Consider the following 11,857-nt stretch of genomic DNA (forward strand, 5'->3'; position numbering starts at 1 on the left):
GTGAAAAGCAAGCTGATGTCCGCGTTTGCCCTAATCGTCTTGTCAGCCGCGTTGATTGCCGGCTGCAGCTCAGGCGGAAATGGGAATGCCGCTGTAAACGGGAATGCCGCCAAACCGGAAGCGAAGCCCGATACACAGGATACGCCGAAAAATGACGGGCCGTCGCAGCAAATCGCATTAAGGGTCGGGTGGTGGGGCTCCCAAGACCGGGCCAATCGCACTCTGAACGCGATTAAACTATTCGAGCAGAAAAATCCGAATATTAAAATTTCTAGCGAATTTTTAGGGTGGGACGGGTACTGGGAAAAGATGTCCACGGAAGCCGCCGCCAAAAACTTGCCGGACGTCATGCAGATGGACGACGCCTATTTGCCGGACTACGTGCAGCGAGGACTTCTTGAGGATATGACGCCCTACGTAACGTCCGGCGCGCTGAATTTGAAAGATGTGGATGACAGCTATGTAGCCGCCGGCAGACTCAACAATAAATTATATGCACTTAACTTGGGGGCGAACGCGTGGCGATCGCTTACGATCCGGCCATGTTCGAAAAAGCCGGCGTACCGGAGCTCAAACCCGGGTATACGTGGGACGACTATGCCAATACGGCGCGTCAGCTGCAGCAAAAATTAGGCAAAGGCGTGTACGGGACGCCGCTGTCCAACGGCATCGACAGCTTCAAGCAGTTTTTGATGGAGAGAGGAACTTTCTTGTACAACAACGACGGGACCGGCTTGGGCTACAGCGATGATCAGCTTGTCGCGGAATGGTTTGCCTACTGGAACAAGCTGCGTCAAGACAAAGTCGCTCCGCCGCCGGAAATGACCGCCAATTTGACAGCGCTGGAGGACCAATTGATCGTGCATCAGAAGACGCCGTTCCTGGAGCTCCACAGCAATCAAATCGTGGCGGTGACCAAATCGGCGAACCGGCCGATCAAACTGATCGAATACCCGAGCTATCCGGGTGGACAAAAGCCCCAGTATTTGAAGCCGTCGCAATATTTCTCGGTCACGAGCAGCTCCAAGCAAAAAGACGCGGCGATCAAATTCATCGATTTCTTCACAAACGACTTGCAAGCTAATGAAGCTCTGGGCGGAGAACGCGGCGTGCCGATTGCCGGCAAAGTGAGGGAACACCTGAAGCAGAAGCTTGACCCCGCTGCAAAAGTCGCATTCGATTACGTCGATTATGTAAGCAAAAACTTCCCCCCTCTTACCTACAAAGATCCGGCGGCGGCCAGCGAAATCAATGAAACACTGTATAAAAGCATACAGGATAAGGTGAATTACGGGCAGCTTACGCCGGAGCAAGCGGCCAAGGAATTCCGCCAGCAAGCCGAAAAAATTTTTAAGACGAAACAATAAGTCGGTTCCTTCGGAGGGGCGGCAACAATGGTTAAGGGTCCGAAGACGGCAATGAAACCGTCCGTCATTGACGGCAGTACCAAATTGTTGACGGGATGGAAAAGGGATTTCGTCGGATATGCCTATATTTCCCCTTGGCTCCTGGGCTTTGTATTATTCGTAATCGGCCCTATGGCTGCTTCCCTGTACTTGTCCTTTACAGACTACAATATGCTGTCCGAACCGCATTGGATCGGTCTGCGCAACTACATCACGATGTTTACGGACGATCCGAGGTATTGGACGGCACTCAAGGTGACGTTCAAGTTCGTCGTGATCTCGGTTCCGCTCAAGCTTGCATTCGCCTTGTTTATCGCCGTCTTGTTTAACGGCAAACACAGGGGTCTCAGCGTATACCGGACCGCTTATTACATCCCTTCGATCATCGGCGGCAGCGTTGCTGTCGCCGTCATGTGGAGGCAGCTGTTCGGCGTAGACGGGGCGATCAACAGCGTTCTTGTTCATTTTGGAGTCGAACCCAAAAATTGGATCGCCAGCCCCGTTTTTTCGATATGGACACTCATTCTGCTTGTGGTCTGGCAGTTCGGCTCTCCGATGCTTATATTTTTGGCCGGGTTGAAGCAAATTCCAACGGATCTTTACGAATCGGCGGCGGTGGACGGGGCAGGCCGCGCCCGGCGATTTTTGAGCATTACGCTGCCTATGCTCACTCCGGTCATTTTCTTTAATTTGGTAATGCAGACGATCGACGGGTTTATGACGTTTACCCAAAGCTTTCTTGTCACCCAGGGCGGGCCGCTGGATAAAACGTTGTTTTACGCCCTGTACCTATATCAGAAAGCGTTTGGCGGTACATTCAGCATGGGGTACGCGTCGTCTATGGCTTGGATTTTATTGCTGATTGTCGCCACCTTTACAGCATTAATTTTCAAGTCGTCTTCCGCTTGGGTTTACTATGAGTCAACGGAGGATAAATAGATGGCCAAGAACGCGAAAAGCGTCGTTTATCATTTGTTTGTCTCGGTATTGGGCCTATTTATGCTTTATCCGGTTTTGTGGACGCTGGCCAGCTCACTCAAGCCCGAGAACGAAATTTTTGTGAATTCCGCGAGCTTGATTCCTTCCTCTCTGGAATGGATGAACTATGTCGAAGGCTGGGCAGGCTTCGGTACGGTGGGGTTCAACGTTTTTTTTCGGAATTCGGCGATCGTAACGCTGCTCACCGTGGCCGGCACTTTATTTTCCTCCACCTTGGTTTCTTACGGCTTTGCCCGGCTCAAATTCAGGTTTAAATCGATATTATTCGCCTGCCTGCTCGCTACGATTATGCTCCCCGGCCAAGTCACGTTAATTCCGCAGTATATCCTGTTTCATAAAATCGGATGGGTGAATACCTATTTGCCGCTAGTCGTGCCAGCGTTTATCGGCGGGGTGCCTTTCTTTATTTTCCTGATGATTCAATTCATCCGGGGGATTCCGAAGGAGCTGGATCAGGCCGCGGTCATTGACGGCTGCGGTACTTTCGGGACGTTCTGGCATATCGTACTCCCATTGACGATGCCGGCGCTGGCAACCGTATCGATATTTTCGTTCTACTGGACATGGACGGATTTCATGGGCCCTCTCATCTACTTGAATAAACCGGAATTGTATACGGCTTCTTTGGGCCTCAGGATGTTTGCGGATCCGTCATCGGTGACGGCGTGGGGTCCCATGTTCGCTATGTCCATGCTGTCGCTGTTGCCGGTATTTATCATTTTCTTATTTTGCCAAAAGTATCTTGTCCAAGGTATTGCGACGACGGGACTGAAAGGATAGCAAACGATGATGCGAGAACATGATCAAACGCTCGAAATACGCCGGGTGCGCGAAGACGAAATGCCGCTGGCCATCCGGCTCGCGGACTCGGTGTTCCGCGATTACGATCCGGACAAGAAAAGCTTCGCGAGGTCGCATCCGCAATTATTTGCTCCGGGATTATGCCAATCGTTTGCAGCCTTTCTTGACGGAAAACCGGTATCTTTTGTGGGACTCGTGCCCTCGGTAGTCCGTATCGGAAGGGCGCGCCTCCGCTGCTGTTCCATCGGAGGCGTTTGCACTCACCCGGATTACCGGGGCAAAGGCTATGCAGGACTCGTGCTGCAGCGCGTTCTGGACCATATTGACCGGTCCGGCGCCTCCTTGCTTCTCGTGTCCGGAAATCGTTCCTTGTATAAGAGAGCGAATTGCTTCGAATTCGGTACATTCCGCAACTATTCGATAGACCGGGAAAGGGCGGCGGGTTTGGCGCAGCGCGGCGTCACGGATGTCGCCATACGAGAAGCGGAGGCCGCCGATTGGTTCGGCTTGCTCGAGGCTGCGGAGACCAGATTGAACGCGTTCGATCAGAGCCTGTGGGATCTCGCGTTGATGATCGAAGCCGAGCCGGCGGGAGCGCCTATGAAGCAGTATCATAAAGTGCTGGTGGCGGAACGGGACGGAGTCATCCGGGCTTTCGCCGTGATCGGCGTTCCATACCGGAACTCGGCGACTGTGCCGCGCACTTTCGAATGGGCCGGCGAAGCTTCGCTGGTTGCCCTGCTGTTGGCAGAGGCGCTGCAGCGCTACAATATTGGCGAGCTTATGGTGCCCGTGGCATGGCATGACGCGGAAATGCGCGAATTGTTAGAACAGGCCGGCATTCGCTCAGCCGCGGCCAAAAACGTCGGGACGATTCGAATCGTTCGTCCGGAGCGGTAGATCGAGCAGCTGCAGCCTTATTTGCGGCAAGTGAATGCGGAAGCGGCGGGCTTATTGAAAGCAGCTGCTTCCGAGGATGGGAGTGTCAATATACACGTTCAAGGCGGAACGATAAAATTGGATGTTTCGTCTTTTGTTGCGCTGATGTTTGACCGGGAGCCGGATATTGAGGCTGAGGACGGCATGTGCCGTCCCCTTCGCTCGCTGTTTCCGATACCGTTTCCTTATACGGGCGGGTTAAATTATGTATAGTGCATGCTTCGAAATCCGGCTTGGAAACGGGGAGTATGATTAACGCTTGAACGACATCTTTATCGGAGAATTCGGCGCCAGAGCTCCAGGATTTGGCGTGCCGTTTTGATTTAATCTGCTGCGAATATTGCCAATAGGCGGAGGATGTATGCGAAAATCCGTGACGATACTCGATATTGCCAAACTTGCACACGCTTCTCCCGCAACGGTCTCCCGCGTGTTAAGCAACAGCAGTTATCCCGTAAGCGCCGAATTGAAAAGAAAAATAAAATCGGCGGCCAAGGAATTGAATTATACGCCCAACTTGCTCGGCAGACAATTAAAAACGAATAATTCCATGACCATCGGCATTATCGTCCCCTCCATCAGCAACCCCTTTTATTCATCAATCGTGCTGGGCGTCGAAGAAATCGCCCGCGCTAACGGCTACCAGGTTCTGTTGTGCAATTCGCACCAAGACGTAATTTTGGAAAAACAATTTTTGCAAACGATGCTGGAAAAACAGGTGAAGGGAGTTATTATTTCGTCGATCTCGGCTGAAAAAAATTTGCTGCGGCAATTTTCCGATAAAGGGATTTGCGTCATCTCTATCGACCAGCATCGGGAAGGCGAAGACATCTACCAAATTAATTACGATTATAGGAAGGGCGGTTTTATGGCCGCCAGCCACTTGGCAGAGTGCGGACATACCAAAATCGCATTTGTAACAGCGCCTCTGGACCGCCCAAGCCGGATTTACATGGTTCAAGGATTTCGCGATGCACTGCGCGAGTCGCGCATTCTTTTTAACGATGGTTACCTGCTAGTTTCGGAGATCCCAAAAAACACGAATTACAACAGCAATATTGAATTTGAGAACGGGAAGACAATGGCTCGGCGGCTGACGGAGCTTTCCGATCGGCCGACGGCGGTTGTGGCCTGCAACGATTTGATGGCGCTGGGATTCATTTACGAGCTGAATCGGCTTGGCGTTCGGGTTCCGGACGACGTTTCGGTGATTGGCTTCGACAATATCGATTTTGCCAACATTTCCATGCCCCCGTTAACGACCGTAGACCATCCCAAATATGAAATGGGGAAGTTTTCGTGCGGCATGTTGTTTCAGGTATTGAACGGGGAAAACGTCAATATCTCGGAAATCGTGCTGCAACCGAAGCTTGTGATTCGGAATTCGGTTCGGGTGTTGGCCAATTGTTAGAGCAAAAATTGTTGAGTTTGAGGAAAACGGGCAAAAGAAGCTTAGCCCGGCCGTTAGTTTTTCTATATGATGAAACCAACCGAATGAAATGAGCGATAAGGGAACGAAGATGAAATGATTGACATTGCGTAGAAAACGATTTCTATCGTTGCTCCATGATTATCGACGTGGTTGTACCGATCTTGGTTTCGTTAAGGGAGTTACGATAGGTTCACCCAAAGAATAAGTACCGGGGAGAGAGATAGTTGAAAACATACGCAATTGTCGGAGCCAGCAGCAGGGGAATGCACATGTACGCCATTCCAATTGCCCGGGACTTCAAGGATGTGGCCCGAATTGTCGGGATTTACGATCCGAACCATAAACGCGCCGAGCTGGTCAAGGACAAGGCGGGCGGAAATTTCCCGGTGTACCCGAGCTTTGAACGGTTGATACAGGATGTGAAACCGGATGTTGTGCTTGTAACGACGATCGACAGCTACCATCATTACTACATTATCAAAGCGCTGGAAGCCGGCTGCGACGTAATTACGGAAAAGCCGATGACGATCGACGAAGAAAAAGTGAATGCCATTTTGGAAGCGGAACAAAGAACCGGCAAAAAAGTAACCGTCACGTTCAACATGAGATTTATGCCGTTTGTGAAAAGAATGAAGGAGCTGATCAAGGAAGGTGCCATAGGCAGCATATTAAGCGTACATTTCGAATGGTTTTTGGATACGCGGCACGGCGCCGATTATTTTCGGAGATGGCACCGCAGGAAGGAAAATTCCGGCGGTTTGCTGGTACATAAGTCCACGCATCATTTTGATGTGGTTAACTGGCTGCTGGAGGAGGAGCCTGAGGTGATTTCGGCTTTCGGGACAAGGAGATTTTACGGTCCCACCCGCGAGAACCGGGGACAACGCTGCTTAACCTGCAGCTATAAAAATTCATGCGAATTTTATTTTGACATTGCGGAGGGCGCAGCGGGCGAACTGTATTTGCAAACCGAGGACGTCGACCAATATTACCGGGATCAATGCGTATTCTCCGATGAAATCGATATCGAGGACTCGATGAGCGTCAGCGTGAAATTTACAGGCGGCACTATCATGAGTTATTCGCTCACGGCCCATTCGCCGTACGAGGGGTTTAGGCTTGTCCTCAACGGAAGCGGCGGCAGACTAGAAGCCGACTATTTTCATGGCAGCATAGGCCCGTACGCCGGACAAAATATTACCAGGCTGCGCTTGTATAACCGCCATCAGGAGGAAATTACCGTCCATATTCCCGCAGTCAAGGGCGTTCACGGCGGCGGGGACGAAAGGCTGCTGCAGATGTTGATCAGAGGAAATATGGAGGACCCTCTCCGCCAGCAGGCAAGCTCATGGGATGGCGCGATGTCGAACATGATCGGCATTGCGGCCAACAAATCCATCAAAGAGGGGCGCAGAGTTCGGGTCGATGAGTTGATCGTACGGAGGGAGCCGAAATGAGAATTCAAGATATGGAGAACGTTACCCTGTCGATTTACGATGCGAAGGATCAGCTGAAGCGGCACGTATATGGCCGTTCTCTCGAAGCGTTCGCCGCAGGGGACGCCGCCCGCGATGTGATTCGGACAACGGAGCAATTGGAGGCTCATCGAGCGTATTTGCGGACCAAATTTATCGAAAACATCGGGGGGCTGCCTCCGATGGACACGCCGCTTCATGCTAGAGTTTCCGGAATGGTGAGAGGCGACGGTTTTCGATCGAAAAGGTGATATTCGAGTCGCGGCCGAACACGTTCGTTACCGCAAACGTATACATACCGGACGGGATTGCGTCTCCTCGCGGCGCCGTTCTTTTTTTATGCGGCCATCATGAAAGAGCGAAGCACCACGAGGAGTATCAGAAGGTGTGCCAATACTTGGTTCATGCCGGCCTGATCGTCATGGCCGTCGACCCGATCGGTCAGGGCGAAAGGCTGAGCTACTATGAGGCGGCCCTGCAAGACGTGACGGTGCGGCCATGTACCGGCGAGCACGATTATGCGGGGAGCCAATGTTGGCCTTTAGACGAGGCGCTTGCCCGTTATTTTGTACATGACGGAATGAGAGCCGTCGATTATTTGCGCACGCGGCCGGAAGTCGATCCCGCTAAGATCGGCGTAACCGGCAACTCCGGCGGCGGAACGCAAACGTCGCTCATGATGATTTGCGATCCCCGGATTGCAGCGGCGGCTCCGGCGACTTTCATCATGAACCGCGAAACGTATTTGTTTGCCGGAGGCGCGCAGGATTCGGAGCAGATTTGGCGGGGAATGACGGCCTTAGGCTTTGATCATGAGGATATTTTGTTGGCGATGGCGCCTAAACCGGTCCTGGTCTTGGCGGCAACCTATGATTTTTTTCCGATTGAGGGAACGCGGCGAACGGTGGAAAGAACGAGGCGCTTTTGGGACATGTACGGAGCGGGTGACTGTTTCGGTTTGGAGGAGGACGATTCCGTTCACAAATATACGGCAAAGCTAGCGCAAAAGGCGGCGGCATTTTTTGCAAAGCATCTGTTGGGGGAAGAGCCGAACGTCCGGCGGGAGGTACGGCCATTTACTTCGTCATTGCTATGGTGTACCGAAAGCGGTCAAGTTCGTGGCGAATTGGCCGGCGCGCGGGCCGTATATGACGAGAATGTCGACCGCGTAGCGGAATTGGAGGAAATACGGGGCGGCTTGCCGGAACAGCTGCGAAAGGAACAGGCGCTGCTGTGGCTGCGAACGGTTGTGTTTGCTTCCCGCAATGCTTGCGAGCTCAATCCGCGGCTTTATATGTTAAAAGGACAGCTGGCCGAGCTTCAAGTGTATAACTGCATATGGTGGTCACAGGAAAACTTGCTTAACCACGGCATCGTTTTCAGAGACTTCCGTTATGCGGGAAACGAACTGCCGTTAACGATTGCGTTGTGGGACGGCGGCACCGGGCATATACAAACCCATTTGCCGTGGTTGCGCGAAACTTGTGCAAACGGACGATCCGTCATGGTGCTGGACGTTTCCGGCGTCGGCCCTTTGACGCCGCATTCGCTCCATAACGGGGATCCGGCGGAATTTTATGAAATCATTCATAAATTAACGGACGATTTGATTTGGTTGAACGATAGTCTGGCTGCTCTGCGGACGTATGACGTTACTCGCGCGCTCGATATGGCGGAGCGGCTTCCGCAGACGAAGCCGGATGATATAAGCCTGTACCTTAATGGTCGCCAAGGCTTTTACGGCATGCTTGCGACGGCATTGGACCGGCGGATTAAACAAGTGGAGGCGGTGGGCGGCATGGGCAGCGTCGCGGCTTGGATACGGGCACGGTACTACGAGCAGCACGATATCATGAGTGTCGTGCTGCCCGGGATGCTGAAGTACTTCGATCTTCCCGATCTGGAGCGCTGGATTGCGCAGGATCGCCAATTAGATCATGAGAAGGAAGGAAATGTTCATGAAGATCAATGTGTTGGAAACTCCTGAACAATTGGGGCAGGTAGCGGCTCTGCATGCCGCACGGTTTTTAAACGAAAGAATACGTGAAAACGGCAAAGCAAGAATCATTTTGTCAACCGGGGCTTCTCAGTTCGAATTTTTCAAGGCGTTCGTCAAAACGGATGTGGATTGGAACAAAGTGGAGATGTTCCATCTGGACGAATACGTCCATTTGCCGGAAAGCCATCCCGCGAGCTTCAGGACGTATTTGAAAAATCGGTTTCTTGCTGAAGTGAACATCAAAAAGGCACACTTCGTCAATGGCGAAGGGGATTTCGCAGAGAACATCCGGCAGCTGAATGCGGAAATCGCGAAGGAACGGATAGACCTCGCGATGATCGGCATCGGGGAAAATGCTCATATTGCGTTTAACGATCCGCCGGCCGACTTTGCAACGAAACAACCCTACATGATTGTGGAGCTGGATGAAGCCTGTAAAAGACAACAGGTAGGCGAGGGCTGGTTCGACTCGGTCGCGGATGTACCGAAGCAAGCCATTACGATGTCCGTTCATCAGATTATGCAGAGCGACTGCATTATCTCCTGCGTTCCGCACAAGGTAAAAGCCGGCGCCGTTCGAGCGACTTTGGAACAAGAGGTGACTCCTGCGGTTCCGGCCACCATCCTCAAAACCCACCCGAACTGGTCGCTGTATTTGGATCGGGCTTCCGCCTCGGAAATTCAGGGCCGATTTCAAAACGGCTAAGCCGGAAGGGGAGCAAACGAATGACCGCTTATGACTTGAACGAATCCGATTCCTATTCAATCGAAGGCATTCATTATCGGACGTCGGAGCCGATATCGGTTTACGTCAAGAACGGGCTCATAGAATCGATTAAGCCTTTGACCGGCGAAGGCGAGCGATCGCTTCCTTTCATCGGTCCCGGCTTGGTCGACCTGCAGATCAACGGGTACTTAGGGATGGACTTCAACACCGATCCGCTTCAGAAGGCGACGGTCGAACGGATCACTCGCGCTTTATGGAGCGAAGGAGTGACCTCCTATTACCCGACAATCATAACCAATAGCGATGAAGCGATCGAAGCGGCAATGTCCGCCATAGCCGGAGCTTGCAAGGAAAGCCCGGACACGGAACGGGGCGTCGCCGGCATTCATCTGGAAGGTCCGTTCATCTCGCCGGACGACGGCCCCCGTGGGGCGCATGCAAGGCGCTATGTCAAGCCGCCGGAATGGTCTTTGTTCGAGCGGTGGCAAGAAGCGGCGGAGGGGCGAATCCAAATCGTCACCTTGTCACCGGAATGGCCGGAAGCTCCGGATTTTATCGCCAAGTGTAAAGCGTCCGGCGTCGTCGTTTCCATAGGCCATACGGCGGCTGCCGAGGAGCAGATCCGGGAGGCGGTTGCGGCCGGCGCCGCAATGTCCACTCATCTTGGCAATGGGGCGCACGTCATGCTTCCCCGCCATCCCAATTATATTTGGGAGCAGCTGGCCAATGACGAGCTCTGGACTTGTTTAATCGCAGACGGATTCCATCTGCCGGAGTCGTTTTTAAAGGTCGCCGTGAAAGCGAAGGGAAACAAAACGATGCTTGTCAGCGATGCCGTCTCTTTGAGCGGCATGCCTGCCGGCGAATACGATCTGCATATCGGCGGCAAAGTGGTGCTCACTTCCGAAGGCAAGCTGCATCTCGCCGATAACCCGAAAATATTGGCCGGATCGGCTCAAATGCCGATTTGGGGAATCGCACATTTGGCCGCGAAACAAATAGTCCCGCTTGCCGAGGCTTGGGATATGGCTTCCGTACGGCCGTCGGCTTTCATGGGTGTTCCGTCTGCGCAAGGAATGAACGCCGGCGCACCGGCTGATCTCGTGCAATTCGAATGGGACGGGGAACGCATTCGTATTCTGAAATCGTATAAGCAGGGAAAAGAAGTGTACGGGAACGAACGCTGATTCGGGCTGAATCATACAGCGGAGCAATATTACACACCTTATATTTTTAACGGCGAATCGTTTGTTGTGAAGGTTACATCTGCCGGAAAGTCCGTCCATGACGTTACAGTCAAAGGATATTGCATCAAGGCTGAAACGAAATTTCCCTGTAATTGAGCCATTTCTTACGGAAGCCGGCTTTTTATGCCGGGAAAAAATCGGGGAATCCACCGTCACCTTGATTCAAGCGCAAGGATTAATGGAAGTGCTAAGACTTAAGCTTGCCGAAAATCCGATTATGCTGATAAAAGCCCACTAACGCGTTCACACGGCTAGGCTACTACCTCTTTTCTTCACGCTCAAAAGCGAATATGGTCTATTGCCTTATTCGCACGCGTTTCCGGATATTCAAATCCCGATTGCTCTGCGAACTGATGAACTGGCTTGTCGACCAGAAAATCCGGTAATGCGGGAGCCCTTGCGGCAGCGCGTTTCCGGAGCCGCAGGACTGGGTGCTGAATAACGCTTTGTAGGCGGAACGTCCAAAAGACAGCCGGGGGTCATGCGGCACCTGTTGCTTTGCCTATTTGACACAGCTCAAAATGTGAGTATACTTCAAGAAGTAAGGCTACAATGACGATGAGGTGAAGGGAGTATGTTCTTTTTATCGACTGTTCTTCAACGGGATTTGGCTTAAGACGGGAGAAGTCTGCCCATTTTTAGCGGTAAGCCAACCGAAGAACAGTGATAAAGAACACTTCCTTATCTGCGGCGGATCATAGCATGGGCAGGATGAGCGTGTTCATCCTGCCCATTTTTAGTGCGCCACGCATGGCGATTAACTAGGCGGTGAAAGTCCGCTGTGGGGGCTTGTAGTGGCCAACCACTAGCCAAGAGCAAGGGTGTCCATCGT

At 52.4% G+C, this 11,857-nt stretch carries 10 protein-coding genes and 1 pseudogene; all 11 read left to right on the plus strand.

From position 1 onward, the window contains the following. Window positions 1–15: 15 nt before the first annotated feature. The 11 genes and pseudogenes from SD70_RS40550 (at window position 16) to SD70_RS28105 (ending at window position 11,263) form a co-directional block, all read left to right on the plus strand. A pseudogene (locus SD70_RS40550) lies at window positions 16–1,367 on the plus strand (ABC transporter substrate-binding protein). A 51-nt stretch (window positions 1,368–1,418) separates the two neighbouring features. Further along, window positions 1,419–2,345, plus strand: a complete 927-nt coding sequence (locus SD70_RS28060; RefSeq protein WP_041051749.1) for a carbohydrate ABC transporter permease — start codon at window positions 1,419–1,421, stop codon at window positions 2,343–2,345. After that, complete coding sequence (locus tag SD70_RS28065) at window positions 2,346–3,185, plus strand: carbohydrate ABC transporter permease (RefSeq protein WP_041051733.1); 840 nt, start codon at window positions 2,346–2,348, stop codon at window positions 3,183–3,185. It abuts the gene before it with no gap. Window positions 3,186–3,191: 6 nt separating this feature from the next. Next, complete coding sequence (locus SD70_RS28070) at window positions 3,192–4,106, plus strand: GNAT family N-acetyltransferase (protein ID WP_052487978.1); 915 nt, start codon at window positions 3,192–3,194, stop codon at window positions 4,104–4,106. Between the two features lie 400 nt (window positions 4,107–4,506). Then, a complete protein-coding gene (locus SD70_RS28080; protein ID WP_041051738.1) occupies window positions 4,507–5,556 on the plus strand; it encodes a LacI family DNA-binding transcriptional regulator in 1,050 nt (349 codons plus the stop codon). Window positions 5,557–5,801: 245 nt separating this feature from the next. Then, window positions 5,802–7,034: a Gfo/Idh/MocA family protein gene (locus SD70_RS28085; protein ID WP_041051740.1), complete on the plus strand. Its 1,233-nt coding sequence runs from the start codon at window positions 5,802–5,804 to the stop codon at window positions 7,032–7,034. Beyond that, the gene (locus tag SD70_RS38770; protein ID WP_231571607.1) at window positions 7,031–7,303 is read left to right on the plus strand and encodes a hypothetical protein; all 273 of its coding nucleotides are present in this window, start codon (window positions 7,031–7,033) and stop codon (window positions 7,301–7,303) included. The genes SD70_RS28085 and SD70_RS38770 overlap by 4 nt, the downstream gene beginning before the upstream one ends. 134 nt (window positions 7,304–7,437) lie before the next feature. After that, window positions 7,438–9,039, plus strand: a complete 1,602-nt coding sequence (locus SD70_RS28090) for an alpha/beta hydrolase family protein (RefSeq protein ID WP_394298030.1) — start codon at window positions 7,438–7,440, stop codon at window positions 9,037–9,039. After that, complete coding sequence (locus SD70_RS28095; protein ID WP_041051742.1) at window positions 9,011–9,757, plus strand: glucosamine-6-phosphate deaminase; 747 nt, start codon at window positions 9,011–9,013, stop codon at window positions 9,755–9,757. The genes SD70_RS28090 and SD70_RS28095 overlap by 29 nt, the downstream gene beginning before the upstream one ends. Window positions 9,758–9,777: 20 nt before the next feature. After that, window positions 9,778–10,965 carry an N-acetylglucosamine-6-phosphate deacetylase gene (locus SD70_RS28100; RefSeq protein WP_052487979.1) on the plus strand — a complete coding sequence of 396 codons (1,188 nt, stop codon included), beginning with the start codon at window positions 9,778–9,780 and terminating at the stop codon, window positions 10,963–10,965. 97 nt (window positions 10,966–11,062) lie between these two features. Further along, entirely contained in the window at window positions 11,063–11,263 is a 201-nt protein-coding gene (locus tag SD70_RS28105) for a hypothetical protein (RefSeq protein ID WP_041051744.1), read from the plus strand. Window positions 11,264–11,857 lie beyond the last annotated feature (594 nt).

Source organism: Gordoniibacillus kamchatkensis, from assembly GCF_000829455.1.
Taxonomy (GTDB): domain Bacteria; phylum Bacillota; class Bacilli; order Paenibacillales; family NBRC-103111; genus Gordoniibacillus; species Gordoniibacillus kamchatkensis.

Excerpts from the sequence above, each read along its gene's own strand:
- SD70_RS28070 (WP_052487978.1), top strand. The coding sequence starts at position 3,192 with ATGATGCGAGAACATGATCAAACGCTCGAAATACGCCGGGTGCGCGAA.
- SD70_RS28095 (WP_041051742.1), top strand. The coding sequence starts at position 9,011 with ATGAAGATCAATGTGTTGGAAACTCCTGAACAATTGGGGCAGGTAGCG.
- SD70_RS28100 (WP_052487979.1), top strand. The coding sequence starts at position 9,778 with ATGACCGCTTATGACTTGAACGAATCCGATTCCTATTCAATCGAAGGC.
- SD70_RS28080 (WP_041051738.1), top strand. The coding sequence starts at position 4,507 with ATGCGAAAATCCGTGACGATACTCGATATTGCCAAACTTGCACACGCT.
- SD70_RS38770 (WP_231571607.1), top strand. The coding sequence starts at position 7,031 with ATGAGAATTCAAGATATGGAGAACGTTACCCTGTCGATTTACGATGCG.
- SD70_RS28065 (WP_041051733.1), top strand. The coding sequence starts at position 2,346 with ATGGCCAAGAACGCGAAAAGCGTCGTTTATCATTTGTTTGTCTCGGTA.
- SD70_RS28105 (WP_041051744.1), top strand. The coding sequence starts at position 11,063 with ATGACGTTACAGTCAAAGGATATTGCATCAAGGCTGAAACGAAATTTC.
- SD70_RS28060 (WP_041051749.1), top strand. The coding sequence starts at position 1,419 with ATGAAACCGTCCGTCATTGACGGCAGTACCAAATTGTTGACGGGATGG.